The 25,562-nt window shown below is 69.5% G+C and carries 27 protein-coding genes; 16 read left to right on the plus strand and 11 right to left on the minus strand.

All coding sequences use genetic code 11. The annotated features are described in order from the left end of the window. Positions 1–205 precede the first annotated feature (205 nt). Genes CIW48_RS07240 through CIW48_RS07250 form a run of 3 tightly spaced genes read left to right on the plus strand, consistent with a single transcriptional unit; the run spans position 206 to position 5,065 of the window. Positions 206–2,080: an extracellular solute-binding protein gene (locus CIW48_RS07240; RefSeq protein WP_246695161.1), complete on the plus strand. Its 1,875-nt coding sequence runs from the start codon at positions 206–208 to the stop codon at positions 2,078–2,080. A 14-nt stretch (positions 2,081–2,094) separates the two neighbouring features. Beyond that, positions 2,095–3,942 (plus strand): extracellular solute-binding protein, encoded by a 1,848-nt coding sequence (locus CIW48_RS07245; protein WP_149310206.1) that lies wholly within the window; start codon positions 2,095–2,097, stop codon positions 3,940–3,942. A 4-nt stretch (positions 3,943–3,946) separates the two neighbouring features. Next, entirely contained in the window at positions 3,947–5,065 is a 1,119-nt protein-coding gene (locus CIW48_RS07250; RefSeq protein ID WP_149310207.1) for a microcin C ABC transporter permease YejB, read from the plus strand. 19 nt (positions 5,066–5,084) lie between these two features. On the opposite strand, the gene CIW48_RS07255 is transcribed toward CIW48_RS07250, so the two are convergent. Next, complete coding sequence (locus CIW48_RS07255) at positions 5,085–5,576, minus strand: Rrf2 family transcriptional regulator (protein ID WP_149310208.1); 492 nt, start codon at positions 5,574–5,576, stop codon at positions 5,085–5,087. A gap of 192 nt (positions 5,577–5,768) precedes the next feature. Between CIW48_RS07255 and hmpA the strand changes: the two genes are divergently transcribed. Beyond that, positions 5,769–7,010: an NO-inducible flavohemoprotein gene (gene hmpA, locus CIW48_RS07260; protein WP_149310209.1), complete on the plus strand. Its 1,242-nt coding sequence runs from the start codon at positions 5,769–5,771 to the stop codon at positions 7,008–7,010. Between the two features lie 7 nt (positions 7,011–7,017). Here the strand turns inward: hmpA and CIW48_RS07265 are convergent, their stop codons facing one another. Beyond that, a complete protein-coding gene (locus CIW48_RS07265) occupies positions 7,018–7,836 on the minus strand; it encodes a helix-turn-helix transcriptional regulator (protein ID WP_149310210.1) in 819 nt (272 codons plus the stop codon). Positions 7,837–7,898: 62 nt separating this feature from the next. Between CIW48_RS07265 and CIW48_RS07270 the strand changes: the two genes are divergently transcribed. Further along, positions 7,899–9,095 carry an MFS transporter gene (locus CIW48_RS07270; protein WP_091778334.1) on the plus strand — a complete coding sequence of 399 codons (1,197 nt, stop codon included), beginning with the start codon at positions 7,899–7,901 and terminating at the stop codon, positions 9,093–9,095. Positions 9,096–9,159: 64 nt separating this feature from the next. Beyond that, the gene (locus tag CIW48_RS07275) at positions 9,160–9,663 is read left to right on the plus strand and encodes an N-acetyltransferase (RefSeq protein ID WP_149310211.1); all 504 of its coding nucleotides are present in this window, start codon (positions 9,160–9,162) and stop codon (positions 9,661–9,663) included. Positions 9,664–9,752: 89 nt separating this feature from the next. On the opposite strand, the gene CIW48_RS07280 is transcribed toward CIW48_RS07275, so the two are convergent. From CIW48_RS07280 to CIW48_RS07290, 3 genes are all read right to left on the minus strand, one after another. Further along, entirely contained in the window at positions 9,753–10,022 is a 270-nt protein-coding gene (locus CIW48_RS07280) for a hypothetical protein (RefSeq protein ID WP_149310212.1), read from the minus strand. 71 nt (positions 10,023–10,093) lie between these two features. Further along, positions 10,094–11,275, minus strand: a complete 1,182-nt coding sequence (locus tag CIW48_RS07285) for a multidrug effflux MFS transporter (protein ID WP_149310213.1) — start codon at positions 11,273–11,275, stop codon at positions 10,094–10,096. 141 nt (positions 11,276–11,416) lie between these two features. Further along, the gene (locus CIW48_RS07290; RefSeq protein ID WP_149310214.1) at positions 11,417–12,394 is read right to left on the minus strand and encodes a cytochrome c family protein; all 978 of its coding nucleotides are present in this window, start codon (positions 12,392–12,394) and stop codon (positions 11,417–11,419) included. Between the two features lie 310 nt (positions 12,395–12,704). Between CIW48_RS07290 and CIW48_RS07295 the strand changes: the two genes are divergently transcribed. Both CIW48_RS07295 and CIW48_RS07300 read left to right on the plus strand, forming a co-directional pair. Beyond that, complete coding sequence (locus CIW48_RS07295) at positions 12,705–13,448, plus strand: 3-deoxy-manno-octulosonate cytidylyltransferase (protein WP_091778324.1); 744 nt, start codon at positions 12,705–12,707, stop codon at positions 13,446–13,448. Between the two features lie 24 nt (positions 13,449–13,472). Next, positions 13,473–14,330, plus strand: a complete 858-nt coding sequence (locus CIW48_RS07300; protein WP_091778322.1) for a prephenate dehydratase — start codon at positions 13,473–13,475, stop codon at positions 14,328–14,330. A 4-nt stretch (positions 14,331–14,334) separates the two neighbouring features. On the opposite strand, the gene CIW48_RS07305 is transcribed toward CIW48_RS07300, so the two are convergent. Then, positions 14,335–15,060 (minus strand): tyrosine-protein phosphatase, encoded by a 726-nt coding sequence (locus CIW48_RS07305; RefSeq protein WP_149310215.1) that lies wholly within the window; start codon positions 15,058–15,060, stop codon positions 14,335–14,337. A 195-nt stretch (positions 15,061–15,255) separates the two neighbouring features. On the opposite strand from CIW48_RS07305, the gene CIW48_RS07310 reads away from it, so the two are divergent. Together CIW48_RS07310 and ppa are read left to right on the plus strand one after the other, a co-directional pair. Continuing rightward, complete coding sequence (locus CIW48_RS07310) at positions 15,256–15,762, plus strand: GNAT family N-acetyltransferase (protein ID WP_091778319.1); 507 nt, start codon at positions 15,256–15,258, stop codon at positions 15,760–15,762. 111 nt (positions 15,763–15,873) lie between these two features. Further along, entirely contained in the window at positions 15,874–16,407 is a 534-nt protein-coding gene (gene ppa / locus CIW48_RS07315) for an inorganic diphosphatase (protein WP_149310216.1), read from the plus strand. A 39-nt stretch (positions 16,408–16,446) separates the two neighbouring features. Here the strand turns inward: ppa and CIW48_RS07320 are convergent, their stop codons facing one another. After that, positions 16,447–16,980 carry a gamma carbonic anhydrase family protein gene (locus tag CIW48_RS07320; protein WP_149310217.1) on the minus strand — a complete coding sequence of 178 codons (534 nt, stop codon included), beginning with the start codon at positions 16,978–16,980 and terminating at the stop codon, positions 16,447–16,449. A gap of 157 nt (positions 16,981–17,137) precedes the next feature. Between CIW48_RS07320 and CIW48_RS07325 the strand changes: the two genes are divergently transcribed. Beyond that, entirely contained in the window at positions 17,138–17,416 is a 279-nt protein-coding gene (locus CIW48_RS07325; RefSeq protein ID WP_149310218.1) for a hypothetical protein, read from the plus strand. 109 nt (positions 17,417–17,525) lie between these two features. Then, on the plus strand, positions 17,526–17,741 hold the full coding sequence (locus CIW48_RS07330) for a hypothetical protein (RefSeq protein ID WP_149310219.1): 216 nt from the start codon (positions 17,526–17,528) through the stop codon (positions 17,739–17,741). 32 nt (positions 17,742–17,773) lie between these two features. Here CIW48_RS07330 and CIW48_RS33165 read toward each other — a convergent pair whose 3' ends face one another. Further along, entirely contained in the window at positions 17,774–17,938 is a 165-nt protein-coding gene (locus CIW48_RS33165; protein ID WP_173009204.1) for a hypothetical protein, read from the minus strand. Between the two features lie 94 nt (positions 17,939–18,032). Next, positions 18,033–18,548, minus strand: a complete 516-nt coding sequence (locus tag CIW48_RS07335; RefSeq protein WP_149310220.1) for an META domain-containing protein — start codon at positions 18,546–18,548, stop codon at positions 18,033–18,035. Positions 18,549–18,767: 219 nt separating this feature from the next. Here CIW48_RS07335 and CIW48_RS07340 point away from each other — a divergent pair, with 219 nt between their 5' ends. From CIW48_RS07340 to CIW48_RS07355, 4 genes are all read left to right on the plus strand, one after another. Beyond that, positions 18,768–19,091: a helix-turn-helix transcriptional regulator gene (locus tag CIW48_RS07340; RefSeq protein WP_149310221.1), complete on the plus strand. Its 324-nt coding sequence runs from the start codon at positions 18,768–18,770 to the stop codon at positions 19,089–19,091. A gap of 173 nt (positions 19,092–19,264) precedes the next feature. Then, positions 19,265–20,002, plus strand: a complete 738-nt coding sequence (locus CIW48_RS07345; protein WP_149310222.1) for a PIG-L family deacetylase — start codon at positions 19,265–19,267, stop codon at positions 20,000–20,002. Next, complete coding sequence (locus CIW48_RS07350; protein ID WP_149310223.1) at positions 19,999–20,592, plus strand: SAM-dependent methyltransferase; 594 nt, start codon at positions 19,999–20,001, stop codon at positions 20,590–20,592. Before CIW48_RS07345 ends, CIW48_RS07350 begins: the two co-directional genes overlap by 4 nt. Then, positions 20,589–21,440 carry a galactosyltransferase-related protein gene (locus CIW48_RS07355; RefSeq protein ID WP_173009205.1) on the plus strand — a complete coding sequence of 284 codons (852 nt, stop codon included), beginning with the start codon at positions 20,589–20,591 and terminating at the stop codon, positions 21,438–21,440. The genes CIW48_RS07350 and CIW48_RS07355 overlap by 4 nt, the downstream gene beginning before the upstream one ends. Positions 21,441–21,611: 171 nt before the next feature. Here the strand turns inward: CIW48_RS07355 and CIW48_RS07360 are convergent, their stop codons facing one another. Both CIW48_RS07360 and CIW48_RS07365 read right to left on the minus strand, forming a co-directional pair. Beyond that, positions 21,612–22,583 carry a CoA ester lyase gene (locus CIW48_RS07360; protein ID WP_149310225.1) on the minus strand — a complete coding sequence of 324 codons (972 nt, stop codon included), beginning with the start codon at positions 22,581–22,583 and terminating at the stop codon, positions 21,612–21,614. A 188-nt stretch (positions 22,584–22,771) separates the two neighbouring features. After that, entirely contained in the window at positions 22,772–25,522 is a 2,751-nt protein-coding gene (locus CIW48_RS07365) for a phosphoenolpyruvate carboxylase (RefSeq protein WP_149310226.1), read from the minus strand. Positions 25,523–25,562: the final 40 nt, after the last annotated feature.

Genomic DNA, 25,562 nt, shown 5'->3' on the forward strand with positions numbered 1-25,562 from the left:
TTTTCACGACACACGCTCCTCCTCTGCGCGGGAGGGAGAACCCGCGCCTCGCTCGGCACCGCAGCGCGTGTGCGAGCGCGCTCGACGGCCGGTGTACACCCGGCCTATGAGCCTCACTGAATACCCGCGCCCGGCGCGGGCCCGACGCAACGGAGACAGCCTGCCCGTGACAGCGCAGACCGTGACTGGACGCCTCCTCGCCGCGATGCTCCTCGTCGCCTGCTTCCAGGTCGCCCCGGCCGATGCGCAGGAACCGGTCGCGATGCCGTCGACGCCCGCGACCCTGCCGGCCGCCAACGGGGAGTGGACGCACGCGATCACGTTGATGGGCCAGCCGAAATACGGCCCCGCCTTCAAGCATTTCGACTATGCCGACCCGGCTGCCCCCAAGGGCGGCCTCGTGCGCTTCGGGGCGCAGGGCGGGTTCGACAATTTCAACATCGTCGTCGCCGGCCTGAAGGGCGACCTCGAGAACGGCATCCAGCAGATCTACGATCCGCTGATGACCGAGTCATCGGATGAGCCGTTCACCTCCTACGGCCTGCTGGCCGCGGCGGTGCGGATCGCCCCCGATCTCGGCTCGGTCTCGTACCGGCTGCGGGAGAACGCCCGCTGGCACGACGGCAAACCGATCACCCCTGAGGACGTGGTCTGGTCCTTCGACGTGCTGAAGGCCAACAGCCCATTCTACGCCGCCTACTATCAGACCGTCGCCAAGGCTGAGGTGACCGGGCCGCACGAGGTGACCTTCACCTTCACGGAAACCGGCAACCGCGAACTGCCGCAGGTGATCGGGCAGCTGCGCGTCCTGCCCAAACACTGGTGGACCGCCAAGGACGCCAACGGCAAGCCGCGCAGCGTCACCGAGACGACCCTTGAGCCGCCGCTGGGCTCGGGCCCCTATCGGCTCGCGAAGTTCGAGCCCGGTCGGACCACAACCTACACCCGCGTGCCCGATTACTGGGGCAAGGACCTGCCGGTGAACGCCGGCCGCTACAACTTCGACACCGAGCGCTACGAGTATTTCCGTGACGGCACCGTGCTGGTCGAGGCGCTGAAGGGTGACCTCTACGATTTCCGCGTCGAGAACGTCGCCCGCAATTGGGCGACCGCCTACGAGGATTTCCCGGCCGTGAAGGAGGGGCGGCTCATCAAGGAGGCGTTCCCCGAGCGTGGCATGGGCATCATGCAGGCCTTCGCGTTCAACACCCGCCGGGACAAGTTCAAGGACGCGCGCGTTCGCCGGGCCTTCAACCTCGCGCTGAACTACGAGGAGATGAACAGGGCTCTGTTCTACGGCCTGTACAAGCGGATCAACTCCTACTTCTTCGGCTCGGAGCTGGCCTCCTCGGGCCTGCCGGAGGGCGAAGAGAAGGCGATCCTCGAGAGCGTCAAGGACAAGGTCCCTCCCGCCGTCTTCACCACCCCCTACGCCAACCCGGACAATGACGGGCCGGAATCGGTGCGCAAGAACCTCCGCGAAGCCGTCGGCCTGCTGCGCGAGGCCGGCTACGAGCTGCGTGGCGGCAAGATGGTCAGCAAGGCCACCGGCGAGCCGCTGACCGTCGAGTTCCTGGAATTTCAGAATACCTTCGAGCGGGTGATCCTGCCGTTCGCGGCACAGCTGAAGCTGATCGGCATCGACGCGACCCTCCGCGTGATCGATCAGGCCCAGTACCAGAACCGGATCCGCAACTTCGACTTCGACGTCACCACGACATCGTGGGGTGAGTCGCTCTCGCCGGGTAACGAGCAGCGCGAGTACTGGGGCTCGGCGGCGGCCGATAAGCCCGGATCGCGCAACCTGATCGGGATCAAGGATCCCGGTATCGACGCCCTGATCGAGAAGGTGATCTTCGCCAAGGACCGGCACACCGTGATCGCGGCGACGCGGGCACTGGACCGGGTACTCCTCGCCCACGACTACGTCGTCCCGCAATGGTCCTCCGACCAGCAGCGCACGCTGCGCTGGAACCGGTTCAGCCACCCGGCGATCCTGCCGCTCTACGCCAGCTCTGGCTTCCCGACGACGTGGTGGTACGACGACAAGCTCGCCGCCAAGACCGGGGCACCCCGTTGACGGGCGCTCCCGGGATGCCCACACGCCGCGGGCTGGTCCTTGGGGCCGGCGCCCTCGCGGCGATGCCGCCATGGCGCCGCGCTCAGGCGGCCGACGCGGAGGCGCGCCACGGCCTGTCCAGCTTCGGCGAGCTGAAATACGGCCCCGACTTCGCGCATTTCGACTACGTGAACCCGATGGCGCCGCGCGGCGGGCGGCACTCGTCGCAGCTCGCCGCGACGATCGGCAACCAGTCGCTCAACACCTTCAACACGCTCAACATCTTCGTGCTGCGCGGCGACGGGGCCGCCGGCATGAACCTGACCTTCGACAGCCTGATGGTCCGGGCCCTCGACGAGCCGGACGCCCTCTACGGGCTGGTGGCGCGCGCCGTCACGGTCAGTCCGGACGGCCTGACCTACACCTTCGCGTTGCGCCCGCAGGCGCGGTTCCACGACGGCTCGCCGCTGAGGGCGCGGGACGCGGCCTTCAGCCTCAAGCTCCTGCGCGACAAGGGCCACCCCGAGATCGCCGAGGTCATCCGTCCTATGACCGACGCTCGGGCCGAGGGCGACGGGCGGCTCGTCGTGACCTTCGAGCCGGGCCGCGCCCGGGACCTGCCGCTGTTCGTCGCGCAGCTGCCAATCTTCTCGGCCGCCTATTACGCGGGTCGCGATTTCGAGGCCTCGACTCTGGAGGCGCCCCTGGGTTCCGGTCCCTACCGAGTCGGCGCAGTCGATCCGGGCCGGTCCATCGGCCTGGAACGCGTACCGGATTACTGGGCCGCCGAGCTGCCGGTGAACGTCGGCCAGAACAACTTCGACGCGATCCGCTACGAGTATTTCCGCGACCGCACCGTGGCGTTCGAGGCGTTCAAGAGCGGTGCCTTCACGTTCCGCGAGGAGTTCACCGCCCGCGTCTGGGCCACCGGATACGACTTCCCAGCAATGACCGAGGGCCGCGTGATCCGCGAGACGGTGCCGGACGCGCGGCCGAGCGGCACGCAGGGCTGGTGGATCAACACCCGCCGCGCGGCGTTCCGCGACCCGCGCGTCCGCGAGGCGATCGGCCTGTGCTTCGATTTCGAATGGTCGAACCGCAACCTGATGTACGGTGCCTACACGCGCACCGCCTCGTTCTTCGAGAATTCCGACCTCAAGGCGACCGGCAAGCCCTCGGCCGAGGAGCTTGCCCTGCTGGAGCCGTTCAAGGACCTGCCGCCCGAGGTGTTCGGCGAGGCCTGGGCGCCGCCGGTCTCCGACGGGTCCGGCCAGGACCGGGCGCTGCTGAAGCGCGCCGACGCGCTGCTGCGAGAGGCCGGCTGCACACGCCAGGGTGGCGGCCTGCTGCTGCCGGGCGGCCAGCCACTCACCCTTGAGTTCCTGGACGAGGATCCGGTCTTCCAGGCGGTCACGCAGCCCTTCATCCGCAACCTGGGGCTGCTCGGCATCAGGGCGAGCCTGCGCACGGTCGACCCGTCCCAGTACCAGGCGCGGCTGAAGGATTTCGACTTCGACGTCACGCCGCGCCGCTACAGCAGCGGGCTGACCCCGGGCGCGGAGTTGCGCGAGACCTACGGTTCCCGGTCCGCCGGGACCGCGGGCTCCAACAACCTCTCGGGGATCGCGAGCCCGGCGATCGACGCGCTGCTCACCGCCGTCGCCGACGCGAAGTCGCGGGCGGACCTGACCACCGCCTGCCGGGCCCTGGACCGGGTCCTGCGGGCCGGGCGCTACTGGGTACCGATGTGGTACGCCTCGACCCACCGCCTCGCCCTCTGGGACGTGTACGGCCGCCCGGCGACCCCGCCGGAATACGACCTGGGCGCCCCCGGGACGTGGTGGTTCGACGCCGACAAGGCCAAGCGGATCGGGCGGGACTGACTCCATGCTCGCCTACATCCTGCGCCGCATCGGCCTGATGATCCCGACCCTGTTCGGGATCATGCTGATCACCTTCACCATCGTGCAGTTCGCCCCCGGCGGACCGGTGGAACGGGTGCTGTCGCAGCTACAGGGCCAGCGCGACGGGGCCATGTCCCGCGTCACCGGCGGATCGGGCGACCTCGGCGGCGCCAGCCGGCCGTCGGGCGGCGGCGGCGGCGGCGGCGGCGACGCCAGTTCCCGCTATCGCGGCGCACAAGGGTTGAGCCCGGAATTCATCGCCAAGCTCGAGAAGCAGTTCGGCTTCGACAAGCCGGCGCCCGAGCGCTTCGCCAAGATGCTGTGGGACTACGTCCGGTTCGATTTCGGTCGCAGCTACTTCCGCGACGTCACGGTCATCCAGCTGATCAAGGAGCGGCTGCCGGTCTCGATCTCCCTCGGTCTTTGGATGACCCTGCTGTCCTACGCGATCTCGATCCCTCTGGGCATCCGCAAGGCCGTGGCGGACGGCACGCAGTTCGACCGCGCGACCTCCTTCGTAGTGATCATCGGCTACGCGATCCCGGGCTTCATGTTCGGGCTGATGCTCATCATCCTGTTCGCCGGCGGCTCGTTCTACCAGTGGTTCCCGCTGCGCGGCCTGACCAGCGAAGGGTGGGAGAGCTTCTCGCCCTGGCACAAGGTGACCGACTACGCGTGGCACATGGTGCTGCCCCTCACGGCCCTGGTGATCGGCGCCTTCGCCACCTCGACCCTGCTGACGAAGAACTCGTTCCTCGACGAGATCCGCAAGCAGTACGTGCTGACTGCGCGGATGAAGGGGCTCTCCGAGCGAAGCGTGCTTTACGGACACGTCTTCCGCAACGCCATGCTGATCGTGATCGCGGGCTTCCCCGGGGCCTTCATCTCGGCCTTCTTCACCGGCTCGCTGCTGATCGAGACGATCTTCTCCTTGGACGGCCTGGGCGAGCTGTCGTTCCGGGCGATCGTCGGGCGCGACTACCCGGTGGTCTTCGCCACGCTCTACATCTTCTCGCTGCTCGGGCTTGCGGTGAACCTGCTGTCCGATCTGATCTACGTCTGGATCGACCCACGGATCGATTTCTCCGCGCGGGCGACCTGAGGCGGCGGAGGGCCGATCGTCAGCCGTCCGGGAGGCTCACCGCATCGGCCGGCGTCAGCGGCTCGCCGCGCCCGGGTCCGGCCAGGCCCAGCAGTGCCGCAATCGCATCCCCGTCCGGTGAGCCGAGGAGATCGGCGAGGGTGTAGCGGTCGAGCACGGCGAGAAACGCCGCCAAGGCCTCGCCCAGCACGCGCCGGAGCCGGCACGGGGCCGTGATAGCGCAGGTTCCGACGCCGAAGCACTCGACCAGGGCCAGGTCGTCCTCGGTCTGACGCACCACCGCACCAACCACGATCTCCCTCGCCGGCTTCGCCAGCCGAAGGCCGCCACCCCGCCCACGGATCGTCCGGATCAGGCCAAGCCGGCCCAATTGATGAACCACCTTGTTCAGGTGGTTCTCCGAGATGCCATAGGCGCGGGCGATCCCGGCGATCGAACTCTGCTCGGGCTCGTGCAGGCCGACGTAGATCAGGGTGCGCAGAGCGTAGTCCGTGTAGCGGGTCAGACGCATCTCAACTCCAGAAGGCCATCCGTGGCGGCGGGCGATGCGAGGGGCGCCACCGGTCCGGCCCGTAAGCCCTGCGGAAGCAACGCACCACCATCGGAGCGGGGACTGCCGTATCGCCTATAAGATGTATTCGCCTTGCATCTTTTCGAGGGCGACCTATAAGGAGCATATTAGATACACCTTTAGAGTCGCGCCATGCCCGCTCCGCTGTCCCCTGCTACCGTCGCCCTCATCAAGGCCACCGTGCCGGCCCTGGAGACCCACGGCCTCACCATCACGAAGCGCATGTACGAGCGTCTCTTCGAGAATGCGGAGATGCGCGACCTCTTCAACCAGTCCCATCATGGTGAGACGGGCTCGCAGCCGAAGGCCCTGGCTCAGGCCGTGCTCGCCTATGCCCGCAACATCGACAATCTCGGTGTTTTGGCGGGCGCGGTGGAGCGCATCGCGCAGAAGCACGTCGCCCTGAACATTCTGCCGGAGCACTATCCCTACGTGGCCGACGCCCTGCTCGGCGCGATCGGGGACGTGCTCGGTGAGGCCGCAACGCCGGAGATCGCCACGGCCTGGGGCGAGGCCTATTGGTTCCTGGCGGAACTGCTGATTGGTCGGGAGGCTGCGATCTATCGCGACCATGCCGGCAAACCGGGCGGCTGGAACGGCTGGCGCGACTTCGTGGTCGACAGCGTGTCCCAGGAGAGCGAGACGATCCGCTCCTTCGTGCTTGTCCCCGCCGATGGAGGTCCGGTGCTGCGGCATCAGCCGGGGCAGTATCTCGGCTTCCTCCTGAACCTGCCGGGTCGCGGCGTGCTGAAGCGGAACTACTCCATTTCCTGTGCACCGAATGACCGGGCCTACCGCATCACCGTCAAGCGCGAGGCTGTGCCGGGCCAGCCGGCCGGGCTCGCCTCCAACTGGCTGCACGATCACGTCCGACCCGGCACGGTGCTGAAGGTCGCCGCGCCCGCAGGTGACTTCGCCCTCGACGCCCAGAGCGACGAGCCCGTGGTGCTGGTCAGCGGCGGCGTCGGGCTGACCCCGATGATCAGCATGCTGGAGACCATCGCGGCCGGCAGCCCGGATCGGCCGACCTGGTACGTCCACGGCGCCCTGTTCGGCCGTGTACACGCCCTGCGCGACCAGGCCCGGTCGCTCGCGACGCAGGCCCGGAACACTAAGGTCGCGACCTTCTACGCGGAGCCCGAAGCCGCGGACCGGCAAGGCGAAGATTATGACGTTCAGGGCCTGATCACGGCGGATTGGCTCGTGCAGCACACCCCGCATGACCGGGCGACCTACTATCTCTGCGGTCCCAAGCCGTTCCTGCGGGATCTCGTCACCGGGCTCGTGCGCCACGGCGTCCCGACCGAGCGGGTGAAGTTCGAGTTCTTCGGGCCTGCCGACGAACTCTTTGAGGAACCCCGACAGGCCGCGTAGGCGGCGGTCAGCCGGCCGCATCGCCCCAAGGCGGGCGGTCCGGACCGAGCACCCGCGCGACGGTTGTCCGCAGGGCCTGCGCGCTGCGATAGCCCACCGCCGTCGCAACCGCCCGCGGCGGCCGCCCCTCGGCCGTGAGGGCCAACGCGCGGATCACCCGGGCTCGGGCTCGCCAATCGCCGAAACTCAGGCCCGTCTCCGCGCGAAACCCGCGGGTCAGCGTACGCCGGCTCGCGCCGGCGCGGTCAGCCCAGGCGTCGAGATCAGCCTTCGAGGCCGGATCCTCGATCAGCGCGAGGCAGACTCGGCGCAGGCGCGAGTCGCGCGGGAGCGGCAGCGCGAGGGGCGTCGCGGGGGCCCGGCCGATCTCGTCGAGCACCAGCGCGGCGAGATGGCCGCCGCGCCCATCGACCGCGTAGAGCACCGGCTCCTCGGCGAGCGCCGTGAGCGCGGAGGCGAGGAGCCGCGAAACCGCGATCACCCGGCAGTTCGCCGGGAAAGATCGGGCCGAGGCCGGATCGAGATAGGCCGAGCACATCGAGACGGCGCCGTGGGTCGCGACAGCGTGCGGGAGGCGCGGCGGGATCCAGAGGGCGTGCCCTTCGGGAACGACCCAGGTGCCATCCTCCGCGAACGCCATCATCAGGCCGGCTGTGGCGTAGAGAAGTTGCGCGCGCTCGTGGAAGTGCCGGGGGAGTCGCATTCCGGCGGCGTAGGTCTTGGGCATCACCGCAACCGGGCGGGGCACGTCCTGATAGTCGGCTGCATCGGTCGATCGCCCCACAACGACGCGCGCCTCTGTCGACAATGGCCCATTCGCATACATATCCGGCCCAACACCGCCGTTGGGTCAGGCTATCATGGTGCCGTCCCGGAGGATACGCCGCGATGGATTCGGATACGCTGTCCCGCCGCACCCTGCGCTTCGTCAACGTCGCGCACGCCCTCGACCATTTCGTGCTGCTGATCTATCCGACGGCGGTCATCGCCATCGCGGCTCAGACCGGGCTCGGCTACGGCGAGCTGATCGGGCTCGCCACCGGCGCCTTCGTGGCCTTCGGGCTCTGCTCGCTGCCGATGGGCTCGCTCGCCGACCGGTTCGGGCGGCGCAACATGCTGGCGGTGTTCTTCTTCGGCTACGGTCTCTCCTGCCTCGGTGTTGCGAGCGCTTCGACGCCGCTCGGCTTCGCCCTCTGGCTCTGCGTGCTGGGGCTCGCCTCGGCGATTTATCACCCGGTCGGCTCGGCCATGCTGGTGACCCATGCCCGCCGGCTCGGGCGCGACCTCGGCATCAACGGCGTCTGGGGCAATTTCGGCGCGGCCGCAGCCTCCGGCCTCACGGCGCTGCTCGCCGCCACGATCAGCTGGCGGGCGGCCTTCGTGGTCCCGGGCCTCGTCTGCCTCGCCTGCGGAGCGGCCTTCGTGGCCCTGGTTCCGGGGGACGGCGACAGCGCGGGCAGGAAGGCCGGCGGCGCGGCTGTGATCCCGGTGACACGGCCCTGGGCGCTCATGGCGATGTTCGCGCTGTCGATCTTCGCGGGTGGCCTGACTTTCAACCTCACGACGATCAGCCTGCCCAAGGTCATCGACGAGGGTGTCGGACAGGCACTGCCGCTGGCGCTCACCGGCTCGCTCGCCACGGGCGTCTTCCTGTTCGGCGCGCTGATGCAGCTCGCCATGGGCCGCCTGATCGACCGCTACAGCCTGCCGTCCCTGTTCGTGGCGCTCTCGGTGCTGCAGCCGCTGGGGCTCGGGATCGCGGCGGTTTCGACCGGACTGCCGCTGCTGGCCGGGCTCGTCCTCGCCATGACGGCGATCTACGGGCAGGTGGTGATCAACGATGCGATGATCGCCCGCTACGTTCCGCCCGCCTATCGGGCTCGGGCCTACAGCGTGCGCTACTTCGTGGGCTTTACAGCGAGCGGCTTCGTGGTGCCGGCGATCGCCCTCCTGCACGATCGCGGCGGCTTCGCGCTGGTCCTCGGCGTCGCCTCCGCCTGCGGTGCGGTGATCTGGCTCTCGGCCCTCGGCTTCCTGAGGCTGACGCAGGGCGGTGAGCGGCCCGCGCTGGCGGCCGCCGAGTAGCGCGGCGGTTTGCGGGTCCGGCCCGACGCTGCTACGCGGCGGCCATCCGACCCGCGAGTATCCCGTGACCGACTTGTCCCTCGTCATCCGGCCCGAGCGGACGGAGGATGCCTCCGCCATCGAGCGGCTCCATGCCCGGGCCTTCGGACCCGGCCGCTTCGCCCGCACCGCCTACCGCCTCCGCGAGGGTGCGGCTGAGCGGATGGATCTCGGCATCACCGCTTCGGTCGGCAGCTTCCTGGTCGGGTCCGTTCGGATGGGTCCGGTACGGGCCGGAGCGACCCCCTTCGTGATGCTCGGCCCACTGGCAGTGGACCCGAGCTTCGAGGGAAGGGGCATCGGCGCCACCCTGACCCGCGCGGCGATCGAGGGCGCGCGGAAGGCGGGGGAAGGTCTGGTGATCCTGGTGGGCGATGCGCCCTATTACGGCCGGCTCGGATTCGCGCCGGTGCCGCCCGGGCGCTTGGTCCTGCCGGGACCCGTGGATCCGGCGCGCCTGTTGTGGCTGGAACTGGTCGACGGATTTCGCGACCGGGCCGTGGGCCTTGTGGAAGCGGTACGTGCGTAGCGACCGGGCATCCGGCCCCTGGGGACCGGATGCCCGTCACTCCGCCTCACCCGACCGGAAGGCCGGGGTCGAGGCGTTCGCTCACGATGTCAGCGGCGGGTGCCGGAACCGCTGGTTCCCGAGGTGCCGGTGGTGCCGGTTCCCGAACCGCCCGTGCGGGACGTCGAACCGGTCGTGTCCGATGTGCCGGACTTCATTTCGTGACCGGGCGCGTAGCCGGAGGCGCCTGGGCTGCCGGCCCGGCTTCCGTGGTCCTGCATCTCGTGACCGGGCGTCCGCGAGGCGGCTCCCTGCTCGGCCGCGAAGGCTGTGCCGCCGAGGGTGAGCGTGGCGAGAACGATGATGGGCAGGCGCGACATGTCGTTTCTCCTCCTGTTGGGCGCTCTCAATGCCGAACCTGCCCGGTTCGTTCCATGCTGAGCGGCTGGGCTCACGCCCGCCGCAGCGCCAGAGCAGCGATCAGCCCGGCAGCGAGCAGCGCCAGCGCCACCGGCATGGCCGAGGTCGCGGGCCACGCGGAGGCAGCGACCGTGAACAGGGCTCCGAAGGTCATCTGCGTAAAGCCGTAGAGACTGGAGGCCGATCCCGCCGCATGCGGATCGACGTTCATCAGCCCCGCCACCGCGTTCGGGCTCAGCAGACCGACCCCGACCGCGTAGGCGAAGAGCGGCACGATCAGGCTGACGACGCCGAGCATCCCGGTGCGGTCCACGACCAGCAGCGTCAGGGCCGCGGCGATGCACAGAAGATTGCCGCTGCGCGCCGCCTTGCGGATCGGCACCCGGGCGGCGAGTCGGCTCGCCAGGACGGCACCGCCGACCATGCCGAACACGACGATCAGGCAATCGAACCCCACCTCCTGCGAGGAGCGGCCGAGGCGGTCCACGAGGAGGAACGGAGCCACGGCCAGGAACGCGTAGAGGCTGGTGCCGCCGCAGGCCCCCGCCACCAGGTAGGCGCGGAAGACCGGGATCCGAACCAGCCGGAGGTAGCCGGACAGAACGGCGACGAAGCCCGGCAGCGCCACCTTGTGACGGTTGGTCTCGGGCAGGATGAAGATCACGAGCGCGCCCAGCACGGCCACGAGGCCGGCCAGCACCACGAATACCGCGCGCCATCCGAAGGCCTCGTTCACCACACCGCCGATCGCAGGCGCCAGGGCCGGTGTCAGCGTCATCGCGGTGGTGAGGATCGCGAGCTTGCGGGCCGCATCCTCGCGGGTCGAGACGTCGCGCACCATTGCCCGGCCGATTACCAGCGAGCCGCAGGCGCCGAGCGACTGCAGAACCCGGGCGACGAGCAGGACCCCGATATTCGGTGCGGGAATCGCGAGGAGCAGTCCGGCGAGGTAGAGGCCGAGCCCTGCGATCAGGATCGGCCGCCGCCCGTACCGATCCGACAGGGGGCCGTAGAGAAGCTGACCGCCCGCGAGACCGATCAGGTACACGGTGATCGTCAGTTGCGCGCCGGCGGCATTGGTGCCGAGGTCGACCGCCGCCGCCGCCAGTGCCGGCACGAAGATGTGCAGCGCCACCGTTCCGGTCATGGTCACGGCGACGAGCAGCGGCAGGGGAGCGCGACGCTCCTCGACATCGGGACTTCGGTCAGCCAAGGGGGCCTACGCGGTTTTCAGCTCGGCAGGATGCCGAGGCACGGCCGCCTCACAGCAAGGGCCGGGCCTGGAGCTATGCCGGCGAAACGCGCCTGACACGCGAGGGACAGGACTTTCCTGCCCGCACACGGCCTCGTGCCTCTACTCCTTTGGAAGCGGCTGCGGGGTCGGCAGGGGCGCATTCAGGTCCTTGGTCGGGCCGCCGACCTCGAGATCCTTCGCCCGTTCGACCGCCTCCGGATTGGCCTGCGCCGGCGGTTCCTTGGCCGCCGGGGAAGAGGGCGCGGTCGGCTCCGGGGGAATCAGGCTCGACGGCGCACCCTGCTGGTCGCTGTCATGGGCGTTGGCCGGCGGCGCAGGCGCGTTGCGGTCGCTTGATTCGCCGGTCACCCGCGGGCTGCCGGGCGACTTCGCCTCCACGGGCTTGGCTGTGTCGGGATCGGCGGGCTTGGCCGGGCTGTCCTTACCTTCGGAGGCCTTGCTGGCGGCCGGCTTGTCGGCGGACGGCTTGTCGGCAGGCACCTTTTCGGCAGGCTTGTCCTCCGCCTTGGCTGGCGCGGCAGCCGGCACCGCGTCGCTCTTCTCGACGGCGGGCAGCGGCTTGGGCTGATCGGCAAGCGTGCGCAGGTAGCCGATGACGTTGGCCCGATCCTGGGGCGAGGCGATGCCGGCGAAGGCCATCTTGGTGCCCTTCACGTAGCCCTTCGGATTGGTCAGGAACTCGTCGAGATCGGCATAGGTCCAGGTCCCGCCCTTCTCCTTCAGGGCCGCAGAATAGTCGAAGCCCGGATGCGAGCCCTTCGGCCGCTCCACCACGCCGTACAGGTCGGGGCCGACCTTGTTGGGGCCGCCCTTCTCGAAATTGTGGCAGGCGTGGCAAGCCTTGGTGCCGGCCTCGCCCTTCTCGACATTGGCACTGGCGAGGCGGACGGCGATCGGCTCGACCTTGGCCTCTGGCGCCGCGGCGGCAGCCTTGGGCTCCGGCTCGGGGAGATCGTAGCCGGCTTTGCCCGCGGGCTTCGGATGGTAGATCAACTCGGCGACGAAACCCGATCCGGCCGCGAACAGAAGGGCGCCGAGGACAGCACCCACAACCTTGTTCACCTCGAACGAGTTCATGCTCTTCTCGCAACTCGGCCGTGCCGAACGCGCGCCTGACACGGGCGAGCAGGCTCGGGCACCGGACATTGGAAGATTTCGAGGTTGCCTTAGCGGTTTCAGGCGGTTCCTGACAATGCCGCCAAGGCGCTCCGCGTCGCTCCAGCGCAGGATTGTTCCACCGAATTGCTCAGCTTGTCACCGCGTGGCACCTTTTCTCCACCGCGGTCCCGCCCGTCTGCCGGGGGACGACAACCGAGGGCGGGCCTGTTAAGCAGCCGGCCGCCTCCTGCCGCGGCTACCCGATCCGCGCATCCGGATCCGAATCTCGATGTCCGATCCCCTGGTCCTGATCCCGGCCCGCCTCGCCGCGACTCGCCTGCCGAACAAGCCGCTGGCCGACATCGCTGGCGAGGCCATGATCGTGCATGTCTGGCGCCGCGCCGTGGAGGCCGGCATCGGCCCCGTGGTGGTGGCGACCGACGCGGTGGAGATCGCTCGGACGGTCGAGGCCGCGGGCGGGCTCGCGGTAATGACCCGGACCGACCATCCGTCGGGCTCCGACCGGCTGGCCGAGGCGCTGGAGGTCGTTGATCCGGAGGGCCGCCACGACGTGGTGGTCAACGTTCAGGGCGACCTGCCGACCATCGATCCGGCGATCATCGGCGCCTCCATCGCGCCCCTCGCCGACCGCACCGTCGACATCGTGACACTCTGTGCGCCGATCACCGATCCGCACGAGGCCGACAACCCCAACGTGGTCAAGCTCGTCGGCCACACGATCGGCCCCGGTCGCCTGCGTGCGCTGTATTTCACCCGCGCCCGCGCCCCCTGGGGCGACGGGCCCCTCTGGCACCATATCGGCCTCTATGCCTACCGGCGCAGGGCGCTCAGCCGGTTCGTCGCGCTGCCGCCCGGCGAGCTGGAGGTGCGGGAGAAGCTGGAGCAGCTGCGCGCGCTCGAGGCCGGCATGCGCATCGATGCCGCCATCGTCGACGACCTGCCGCTCGGCGTCGACACCCCTGCCGACCTGGAACGGGCCCGCGCCCTGCTGCAGAGCCGGCGCCTGAACTGACCCGACGGACGAATCTGCGCCGCCATGACCAACCGCACCATCGCCTATCAGGGTGAGCCCGGGGCCAACTCGCACATCATCTGCGCGGAGGCGTATCCCGACTGGACGCCTCTCCCCTGCCCGACCTTCGAGGACGCCTTCGCGGCGGTGACCGAGGGGCGCGCCCAGCGGGCGATGATCCCGATCGAGAACTCGATTGCCGGCCGCGTCGCCGACATCCACCACCTGATCCCGATCTCGCCGCTGCACATCGTGGCCGAGCACTTCCTGCCGATCCACTTCCAGCTGATGGTGCTCCCGGGCACGCGGATCGAGTCGCTGCGGACCGTCCACAGCCACGTCCACGCCCTCGGCCAGTGCCGGCGGATCATTCGCCGGCTGGGCCTGAAGGCGGTGGTCGCCGGCGATACGGCCGGGGCAGCGCGCGAGATCGCCGAGATCGGCGATCCGACCCGGGCCGCGCTTGCGCCGGCGCTCGCCGCCGCGGTCTACGGCCTTGACATGCTGGAGCGCGACGTCGAGGACGAGGCGCACAACACCACCCGGTTCGTGGTGTTCTCCCCCGAGCCCGAGACCGTCGCCGCCGGGACCGGCCCATGCGTGACGAGCTTCGTGTTCCGGGTCCGCAACATCCCGGCTGCTCTCTACAAGGCGTTGGGCGGCTTCGCGACCAACGGCGTCAACATGTCGAAGCTCGAGAGCTACATGGTCGACGGCGAATTCACCGCTACGCAGTTCTACGCCGAGGTCGACGGCCATCCCGAGGATCCGGGCCTCAGCCGCGCATTGGACGAACTCGGCTTCTTCTCGCGCGAGTTGCGGGTGATCGGCACCTATCCCGCCCACCCGTTCCGCGAAGCGGCGCGGCCGGCAGCGGAGTGATTCCTCACTCTCGCCGCAGCACCCGGTCAACCGCCAGATCCGACCAGAAGCCCGGCCGGAAATCGCGCTTGAGCGCCTCGGGGTCATAGACGGTCTCGACCCAGGTCAGGAAGTCGAGCCCCTTTGCCTCGCCCTCGACGCGGTAGCGCGCGAAGAACGCGTCGAGGATCCCGGTCTTGGCGAAGCGGAGATGGCCGTAGCGGGCGGACAGCTGCCGGGCGGCCTCGGCCACCGGACGGCCCTCGTGCAGGATCAGGTAGAGGGCCGAGGCGAGACCGGCGCGGTCGGCACCGGACTTGCAGTGCATCACCGCCGGGTACTCGATGCTGGCGAAGAAGGCCTTGGCGCCGAGGATGGTGGCGCGGTCGGGTGCCTCCCGGGAGCGGAGCACGAACTCGACGAGCTTGAGTCCGTGGCGTTCGCAGGCCTCACGCTGCAGCGGCCAGGAGCCGTGCTCACGCCCGCCGCGCAGGGAGATGATCGTCCGAACGCCCTCGGCCCGAAAGCGGGCGAGCTGGTGTGGGCCAGGCTGGGCGGAGCGCCAGAGGCTGCCGGCGCCGACGCGGTGCCGGTTGAGATAGGCGAGGCGGAAGACGCCGTGGTCGATCAGCAGCATGTTGGCCCAGGCCAAGAGCCGATCGCCGGGGCCGGAGATCGGCCGCTCGAAGCGGGCGATCCGGGCCATGCGGCGCGCGTAGCGCGTCTCGGGCTTGAGGAAGCGGTTGAACAAGGCCGTGCTGCCGAGGAAACGAGCCCGGGCTCTATCAGCCGCTCGACACCCCGGCAATTCGCGAGCCGGTGGCCTTCCGACCGTCGAGCGCCGACATGCGGCGCCATTCTTGCCTTCACTCCGCCCGGATCGGCATCGAACCTGGGCGGACCGCGCGGGTTATCCGCCGGACGGACGATGGGAGGCCCGAAGCCCATGACCACGCGCACCACGAGCATCCGCCGGGCCCGCGAGGCCGATCTCGGCGGCTTGTCCAAGGTGTTCGATGCGTCGTGGCGCGAAGCCTATCGCGGCATCATCCCGGGCGTCGCTCTGGAGCGGCTGATCTCCACCCGGGACCGGGCCTGGTGGCTTGGCGCCCTGCGCCGCGGGCGGCCGCTCGCGGTGGTCGAGACGGGGGAACTCGTCGTCGGTTACGCGGCGTATGGACGGACGCGCAGCCGGGCACTCGGCGCCGAGGCCGAGATCGATGAACTCTACCTGTTGCCGGAATATCAGGGTGTCGGCCTTGGGCGGCGCCTGTTCCGGGCAGTGCGCAACGATCTGGCCGATCACGGCCTCGCGCGGCTCGGCGTGTGGAGCCTGGAGGACAACGCCCGCGCCGGCGCCTTCTACGCGGGGCTCGGCGGCGTCGCCGGCCCGCGGGTACTGGATCGCGTGGCCGGCGTGCCCCTGCCCAAGGTCGGCTTCCTGTTCGGCTAACGTTTTCCAGCGCTCGTTGCCGGACCGCACCAACGGCCGATTTGCTTTGCCAGGCCGCGCCTCTAAGAGATCCGGGAAGCGGACGAGACCGCCTTCCGGAAGCGATACGCCATGAAGATCGACGCCATCCCGCTCGGCAAGAAGCCACCGCACGACGTCAACGTGATCGTCGAAGTGCCCCTCGGCGGCGAGCCGATCAAGTACGAGATGGACAAGGAATCCGGCGCACTGGTCGTCGACCGGTTCCTCTATACGCCGATGTTCTACCCGGGCAATTACGGGTTCATTCCCCACACGCTGTCGGGCGACGGCGACCCCTGTGACGTGCTGGTGGCCAACACCCGCGCCGTCCTGCCGGGGGCGATCATCAGCGCGCGCCCCGTGGGTGTGATGGTGATGCAGGACGAGGGCGGCGAGGACGAGAAGATCATCGCGGTACCGTCGCGCCACCTGACCAAGCGCTACGACCGGGTCGAGAACTACACCGACTTGCCCGACATCACGATCCAGCAGATCCAGCACTTCTTTGAGCACTACAAGGATCTGGAGCCCGGCAAGTGGGTCAAGTTCGTCCGCTGGGGCGACAAGGAGGAGGCCCACCGCCTGATCGAGGAAGCGATCGAGCGCGGCAGGGCGAAGAAGTAGGCGGCCCGGCCGCTCCGGTATGGAAGTGGCCGCTCAAGATCAGCCGTCGATGCGGCGCAGCCCGGCCTTGTAGCGCCGGGCATTTTCCACATAGCGCAGGGCGGCTTGGCGGAGCCCTTCGACAGCGGCCCCGTCGAGGGTGCGCACGGCCTTGGCCGGCGCCCCGACGATCAGGCTGTGATCCGGGAATTCCTTGCCCTCGGTGACCAGCGCGTTGGCACCGATGAGGCAGCCGCGGCCGATCCTGGCCCCGTTCAGAACCGTCGCCCCCATGCCGACGAGGCTCCCGTCGCCGATGGTGCAGCCGTGCACGATCGCGCCGTGGCCGATCGTGACGTCGTTGCCGATGACGAGGGGAAAGCCTGGATCGACGTGCATGATCACGCCCTCCTGGACATTGGTGCGGTCGCCGATCCGGATCGGCTCATTGTCGCCCCGCAGGGCCGCCCCGAACCAGATCCCGACATCGAGACCGAGATGTACGCGGCCGACCACCTGCGCGTCGGGCGCGATCCAGATACGGGCGGGGTCGGCGAGGGCGGGGGTGTGATCGTCGAGGGCGTAGAGCGGCATGGCGGCCTTTCGTAGGATACGGGCTTGACGGCCGCGCGGCGCGACCGGGATCGCGTCAGATGGCGTGCATCGCCTGTCGCGGGAATGGTACGACGCGTCCAGGCTGCCAATGCTAGGCAGGCTCCGCAAGCGGTCGCAACCTGGATTGGAAACGAAGATGGCACGGCTCCCGATCCGGCTCGGTCTGACCGTCCTCCTGCTGACGCAGAGTGCGGGAGCCGCGGATTTTCGGGAGGTCGGGCCGCTCGGCCGTTTCCGGGCGACCTGCGAGGATCTGGGGACCTTCTGCTTCGCCGACGCCTGCGGCCGCGATCAGATCGCGGCGGCCCAGGGCTGCCGGGCGCGCTGTCCGAGTGCGACGATCATCAGTGTCGTCCCGACCGCCTGCCCATTGCTCGACGGCGGTCCCCTGTCAGTCCTCCGGCGCCGCGGCTGAGATCTTGTCGCGATTCGTCCTCGGGAAAAAATTCCGGCCGCTGCGGCAACGAAACGCGGAACGCGGCATTGACCATGCTCGAACAGGTGAAGAACGGAGACGCGGACAGATGCTCGCGAACGCGCGCGATGCCCGCCGGCGCACCATGCTGAAGAGCGATCTCCGTCCGCCTGAGGCAGGCCTGGATGCCGACCCCATCCTCTACGGCGTCGCTGCAGGTCTGGCGGATCTGTTTCCGCCAGTGATCCCGCGTGCGCAGTCTGCGCCCGAGCCGGGCCGCTCCTCCAGGGTCGGCCGATCGCGCGACACGACCGAGACGAGATGATCTTCGGCGCCCCGCTCCGCGCAATGCGCTTCTCAGGACGCTAGCCGAACGAGGAGAAGAAGCGTCGCCAGGATCGGCATGGCCGTGGCAAGCCACAGGGCACCGGGATGGAAACCCTCGGGACCCGAGAAGTGCAGGGTTCGCGTCACCACAGGACGCGAGGGATCCCCGCGTCCGATCCCGATCCCGACTGGCATCAATCGCCTCCTCGACACCCGAGGAGTGAACCCCGACGCCCCTCAAAGGCGTCTGAATCGGCGGCCGTCTTCGTACGGCGTGGTGAACCGGCCCTTAAAGGGCGCGGTCGAACTTCAGCTCACCGTTCGGGCTCTTGAGCACGAGTTGCGAACCGACCAGATCCCACACCGCCGAGGTGCGCAGGGCGATGAAGAAGGCCTGCTCGGCGGCTGCGAGGCCCTTGTCACAGCTCTTCTTGGTGAGCGCGAGCGGGCCCACGGCGATGTGCTGCTCCTTGAGCGGGAAGGCAGTCGCCGCGAACGTGTTGCAGCCGCCGTAGCCGCGGGCACGATACTGCTTGTCGATGATGAAGCTCGGCCGGTCCCCGCCCGTGAATGGCTTGCCGTTGAGGCTCACGGCGGTCCAGGTCGAGTCCAGCGGGAAGATCTTCTCGCTGGCCTTGGTCCCCGGCACATACTGAGGCTTCTTCTCTTCTTCACCGCCGGGCCGCCGGTTGCCCCGGCCGAAACCCGTCGGCGAGCCGCCCATCTGAGCCTGCGCTTGCGTTGCCGCGGATAGGTCCATGGCCAGCACGGCACAGGCCAGGCTCGCGATCAGCACCCCTCTCATCGTCCAGTCCCCATATCGCGCACACGGCGCAGGTCATCCCGGTCCGGAAGCGCCGCGCCGCCCGCGCGGACCGGCCTCGCGAGAGTCCGCCCCGAATCCTTGCGCCCTGGCGGATGCGACAAGATTTCAGCGCAATTATGGTCGCGATCCCACGGAGACCGCACGGAAACGATCCGGGACCGTGTTCGTTGTTGAATGTCGCGGGGCGGGAGGATGACCTTGGCAGGATCAGATGAGGGCGCGCAGAGCGGGACTCGGGCGCAGGCCATGAGCCCGGCGCAGTCGCGGGCGGCCCGCGGGCTGCTCGGCTGGTCGGAGGCCGAGCTCGCCGGGAAGGTCGGTCTGGACGAGCGGCTCGTGCGGGATTTCGAGGGCGGCTACAGCGATCCGCCGAGCGGGCAGATCGAGGCTCTGCGGAGCGCCCTCAGCGCGGCCGGCACGGTGTTCACCGATTCGCCGACGCCCGGCGTCCATCTCTCGGCGGGATCGAGCGTCGACGAGGGTACCCGCGCGGACGCCCTCACCACCGAGAACGACCGGTAACGCCTCCCGACTCGAACGCGCCGCTCATGGCTTGTTCAGGCGTCGGGCCCGATAGCCAGGGACGCCCGAACCCGCGCACCATCCCTGGAGCGTATCGTGACCGACCTCGTCAGCATCCTGTCGCGGAGCGACCGGTACACTGTTCCCGTCGGCGACCCGACCGGAGGCCGCTGATGCGCGCCGATGCCTTCCTGGAAGCCACCGAGGCGCTGCCCCTGGCGAGCCTCGACGCACTCCTGGGGAACCGGGGGCTCGTGGTCGTCGCGCCCCATCCCGACGACGAGAGCCTCGGATGCGGCGGGCTGATCGCCGCCGCCCGGGCATCCGGGCGGCCCGTGCACCTCGTCGTCATCAGCGACGGCTGCGGGTCGCACACGCATTCCCGCCTATACCCGCCGGAGAAGCTGCGCACCCTGCGCGAGGCGGAGACACAGCGGGCCGTGGCCGTCCTCGGCCTCGGGCCCGACGCCGTGACCTTCCTGCGCCTGCCCGACGCGCATGTCCCGAGCGAGGGCCCGGAGGCCGAGGCGGCCGCGTCCGCGGTGGCCCGGGCGGTCTCGGCGATCGGGGCCGGTGCGGTCTTCGTCACGTGGCGCCACGATCCCCATTGCGACCACAAGGCGGCCGCCGCGATCGTCGCCCTCGCCCGGCCGCAGATGCCGGGGGTGCGGGTCTACGAGTACCCGGTCTGGGGCTGGACCCTGCCGCCCGAGACCGACGTTGGGCCGAGCCCGGCCGGCCTGCGCCTCGACGTCTCGGCCTATCGCGAGACCAAGACGCGCGCCGTCGCCGCCCACGAATCGCAGACCACCGACCTGATCGCGGACGATCCCCAGGGCTTCCGGCTCGAGCCCGCCATGATCGACCGGCTCTGCGGCCCCTACGAACGCTTCGTCGCCGTCCCCGCATGACCCGGCGGACCCAGACCCTGCCGGAAGATTACTTCCTCGGCATCTACGCCAGCGACCCGGATCCCTGGCGCTTCACCACGTCGTCCTACGAGCGCGACAAGTACGCGGCGACGCTGGCGGCACTGCCACAGGCGCGCTACCGCGCCGCCTTCGAGCCGGCCTGCTCCATCGGCGTCTTCACCCGCGCCCTGTCCGAGCGCTGCGAGCGGTTGCTTGCCACCGACCTGGTCCAAGCGGCCGTGGAGGCAGCACGTTCGCGCTGCGCGGATCGCACCCATGTCGAGGTCCGGTCGGGGACCATGCCGGCGGACTGGCCGGCGGAACGATTCGATCTGATCGTCCTCTCCGAGTTTCTTTACTTCCTGGCGCCGGCGGATTTCGCCGAACTCGTTCGGCGGGCCGGCGCGACGATCGAGCCGGGGGGCGACATCGTGCTGGTGCACTGGCTGGGCGAGACCGATTATCCCCTCTCGGGTGACGGCGCCGCCGAGAGCTTCATCCGGCTCGCTGCCTCGTTCGCTCAAGTCCTCTATCAGTCGCGGACGGCCGATTACCGGATTGATGTCCTGCGCGCGAGACCTGCATCGTGAGCATCGCCGTCATCACCCTCAACAAGGGCCGGCGCGCGCATCTTACCCGCCTGCTCGAAGGTCTCGGCCGCGGCGCTCCCCCCGATCGCTGCATCGTCGTCGAGATCGGCGGCGACACGGCGCCATACCCTTCCCTGCCTTTCCCGGTGGAGCGCGTGCCGTTCCCGCATGCCGGCCTGCCGCTGGCGGCGGCGCGCAACGCCGGACGCCGGGCGGCTCAGGCCGATACGCTGATCTTCCTCGACGTGGATTGCATCCCCTCTGAGGGGCTCGTCGCCGGATTGTCGCGGGCGGTGGCCGCGCATGACGGCCTGATCTGCTGCGAGATCGGCTACCTGCCATCCGGGGCCGTTGCCGACGGTTGGGGCGCGGCGGATCTGGAGCGGCTCGGCCAGCCGCATCCGGTGCGGGCCTTTCCGCCGGCCGGTGAGGTGGCGCCGGCGCCGCAGCCCGGCCTGTTCTGGTCGCTCGCCTTCGCGGTGCGGGCTGAGACCTACGACCGGATCGGCGGCTTCGACGAGACCTTCTCGGGCTACGGCGCGGAGGATACCGACCTGGCGTTCCGAGCCGAGCGGGCCGGCGTGCCAATCCTGTTCCTCGGCGGCCCCCGGGCCTACCACCAGCATCATCCGGGCTACGACCCGCCGCTGCAGCATTTCCGCGACATCGTCGCCAATGCGGCCCGCTTCCGGGATCGGCACGGGATCTGGCCGATGGACGGCTGGCTCGACGGGTTCGCGCGGCTGGGGCTGATCGCGGCGGACCGGTCGAGCGGGATCGTGGTTTACCGCGATCCGACGCCGGACGAGGTGGCCGCGGCGCGGCTGCCGGACGATCGGCCGTTCTAGGGCCGTCGCCGCCGCCGCGCCGCAGAGTCGGTCCCTGCTTGCGAAGGGACAGGGCGAGGGGTGCGCCCTCTCCGGGGTTTTCTCCCACTCACCCAAACGGGCCCCGGTTTGTCCGAGGCCGGGCGATCCCGATCTCGGTGTCTTGGGAGCCTGTCGCGCCGAGGGCTGTCCTCAACCCTTCATGGCGTTCGCCTTCTCGATCAGCGCCTCGGCCATGCGGATTGAGGCGATGTCGATGAGACGACCATCCAGGGACACGGCGCCGCGGCCAGCCTTGGCGGCCTCCTCCATGGCCTCCAGGATGCGGCGCGCCTTGGTGACCTCGGCCTCGGAGGGGGTGAACACCTCGTTGGCGAGGTCGATCTGCGAGGGGTGGATCGCCCACTTGCCCTCGAAGCCAAGAGCGGCGCAGCGGCGGGCCGCCGAGCGGTAGCCGTCCGGATCCGAGAAGTCGCCGAACGGCCCGTCGATCGGGCGCAGGCCGTAGGCGCGGCAGGCCACCAGCATGCGGTTCTGGGCGAACAGCCACGGGTCCTGCCAGTGGGTCTGGCGATTGCCGGACTCGTCCTTGTCGGTGAGCACCGAGAAGTCGGGGTTCACGCCGCCGATGACGGTGGAGCGGGCGCGGGTCGAGGCGGCGTAGTCCGCGACGCCGAAGGACATCGCCTCCAAGCGCTTGGACGACTGGGCGATCGCCTCGACATTGGCCATGCCGAGGGCCGTCTCGATCAGCACCTCGAAGCCGATCTGCTTGTCGCGCTTCTTGGCCTGCTCGATCTGGGTGACCAGCACGTCGATGGCGTAGACGTCGGCCGGGACGCCGACCTTGGGGATCAGGATCATGTCGAGCCGCGGGCAGGCTTCGACGATGTCGACCACGTCGCGGTACATGTAGTGGGTATCGAGACCGTTGATGCGGATCATCATGGTCTTGTTGCCCCAATCCAGGTCGTTGAGCGCCTGGATGATGTTGGTGCGGGCTTTTTCCTTGTCGTCGGGGGCGACCGCGTCCTCGAGGTCGAGGAAGATGACGTCCGCCGCCGAGGAGGCCGACTTCTCCATGAAGGTCGGGTTCGAGCCCGGAACGGCGAGTTCGGACCGGTGCAGGCGCGGCTTGGCCTGCTGGATCAGGGTGAAGCTCATCTTGGGTTCTCTCTCTTGGTGACGGTTCTGATGCCGTTGCGGGATGCGATCCCGTTCATCGGCGGCAAATGGCGCGCGCAGTGGTCCCTGACAGGGCGCGGCTGCACGAATGGACCGGTTTCAACGGTGCCGGGTCGAAGCGCGGGTCCCCTCTCCCGTGCGGGAGAGGGAGCGCGTTCGCCCCTCCTCTATCCGGTCGCCCCGAAGCCGACCGCGATGCAGTTGATGGACAGAAGCAGGGCCGACTTCACCGCCTCGCGCCGGTCCTCGTCGGTCTCCGCGCGGTAGCGGGCGAGCAGCTCGACCTGCTCGCGGCTCACTTGGTTGATGGTCGGGAGCCGACCCTTGAGGCGATCCCGGAACAGAGGGAAGCGCTCGGCCAGCTCGGTGCCGCCGCTCACCCGCAGCACCATCTCGCGGGTGAGCGCGTACTCGGCCTCGATCATCGAGAAGATCCGGTCCCGGGTTGCCGCGTCCGGGACGAGGCCCGCATAGGCGCGGGCGATGTCGAGATCGACCATCATCAGCGTCTTCTCGACCTCGTCGAGGACGAGCCGCAGCACCCGGGATTCCTGGAAAAGGCGCTTGAGGGTCGCCTCGCCGTCCCGTCCGCGCACGTCGACAAAGCTCGCGAGCCCAGAGCCCACCCCGTACCAGCCGGTGATCACGTGCCGGTTCTGCGACCAGGCGAACACCCACGGAATCGCCCGCAGGTCCGACAGGGAGCGGGCGCCGAAGCGGCGGGCCGGGCGCGAGCCGATGTTCAGGAGCGCGATCTCGTCCAGCGGACTCGCAGCCTGGAAGTAATCGACGAGGCCGTCGGTCTGGAGCAGCTGGACGTAGGCCGCCCGTGAGGCTCCGGCCAAGGCCTCCAGAGCGTCGTCGTGGCCTGGACCGGCCCGCTCGCCATCGCCAGCCAGCGCGTGCTCGAACACCGAGGCCGCCAGCAGCTCCATCTGGTAGGCGGCGGTGCCGCGGTTGGCATATTTGAACGAGACGACCTCGCCCTGCTCGGTGATGCGGAAACGGCCGCGGATCGAACCCGGCGGCTGGGCCATGATGCCTCGATGAGTCGGCACACCGCCGCGGCTCACCGAGCCGCCGCGCCCGTGGAAGAACGCGATGCCGACGCCGAGTTCCTGGCCGAGGCGGGTCAGCTTGCTCTGCGCCTTGTAGAGTTCCCAGTTGGCGGCAACGAAACCGCCGTCCTTGTTGGAGTCGGAATAGCCGATCATCACCTCCTGCACGCCGCCCTGCCAGCGGGTTGAGCGGCGGACCACCGGCACGGCGAGCAGCGCCCGCATGATCGCCGGCGCGGCGCGCAGGTCGTCGATGGTCTCGAACAGCGGCACGATCGGCAGCGGGCAGATCTCCGTGCCGGCGGCGTCGAGGAACACCCCCGCCTCCTTGGCCAGCAGGTACGCGCCGAGCACGTCCTCCACCGAGCGGGTCATCGACAGCACGAAGGCGCCGAACGCCTCGCGGTCGAGGGCCTCGCGCATCTCCGCGACGAGGGCGAAGGTGGCGAGCGTCTCGCGCGCCGCGTCGGGCAGGTCCTCGAAGGAGCGCTCGGGATCGCGCGGCCGGGCGAGCTCCGTGTCGAGCCACTGGCGCCACGCGGCCGAGCCGAGGGCCGGCGGCTCGCCCTCGCCGTTGCGCTGGCGCCAGAGGGCGTGGAGCGTGTCGGTGGTCCGGGTGGTGTTCTCGCGCAGGTCGAGGCGCACCGTCGAGAAGCGGAAGATCTCGACCATGCGCCGGACCGGGCGGACGAGGTCCCGCGCCAGCGCCCCGCACTTGGCCTCGGTGAGGCCGCGCTCCAGGGTGCGCAGATCCTCGATCAGCCCGTCCGCGCTCGCGTAGTCGGGACCCGACGGGTGCTCGCCCTCGTTGCGGGCTATCGTCGCCTCGATCTTGCGCGAGACGCAGGAGAGATACTGGCGATAGGGTTCGCCCGGGTTGCGCCGAGTGATCGCGCGCGCTTGGCCGCTCTCGGCGAGCTGCCGGTCGAGTTCCGCGCGGAAGGCCTCAGGCAGCGGCAGCGAGCGCTCGGTAAGCGAGAGGGTCCGGCCCAGCTCGCGGACGCCGTCGCGGTAGCGGGTGAGCGAGGCGAGCGCGTTGCGGTGCAGGGTCTGCCGGGTGACCGCCGCCGTGACGTAGGGGTTGCCGTCCCGGTCGCCGCCGATCCACGAGCCGAACTGGAAGAACGGCGGCACCCTGAACTCCGTGCCCGGGTAGGTCTCGGCCAGCGCCTCGTGCAAAGTCTCCAGGGTCTCGGGCAGCATCTCGAACAGGGTCTCGTCGAAGAAGTGCAGCCCCCAGGCCACCTCCCGTTCGACCGTGGCCTTCTCCAGGTGCAGCTCGCCCGTCATCCAGACCAGCTCGATCTGGTCGCGCAGCTCGTTCATGAGCCCGTTGCGCTCACGGTCGGTCCAGCGCGGCATCTCCAGCTCGCGCAGCACGAGGTAGATGCGCCGGAACTTCTCCAGCACCGTCACCCGCTTGCCCTCGGTCGGGTGGGCGGTCAGCGTCGGGCGGATGCGCAGGTCGCTGAGCAGCGCCTGGATCTTCTCCGGGGGCACGCCCTGTCGGCGGGCATCCGAGAAGACTTTGGCGAAGGAGCCGCCGAGCGCAGCGCGTCCCTCCGTGCGCTCCACGTGCCGGCGGCGGCGCATCGCGGCGTTCTGCTCGGCGATAGAGATCAGCTGGAACCAGATGCCCTGAACCTGCAACGCGCGCGCCAGCATCTGCGGCGAGAAGCGCGAGATGTCGGCCGTGCCGTGCAGGACCGCCTCGAGATCGGGGTCGTGCCGGCGGGCGACGTCGAGCAGCGCCTGGAACAGGATGTCAAGCGCCTGCTCCGACGACGTGCCGACGATCACCGGCGGCGCGAAGGCCGTGGCATCGACGAGACCGGGGGTTGCGTGAAGGGTGCGGGTCATGGGGCCACCTCGTGGCGCATGTTACTTTTCAAGGATCGGC

This window comes from Methylobacterium sp. P1-11, from assembly GCF_008329595.1.
Taxonomy (GTDB): domain Bacteria; phylum Pseudomonadota; class Alphaproteobacteria; order Rhizobiales; family Beijerinckiaceae; genus Methylobacterium.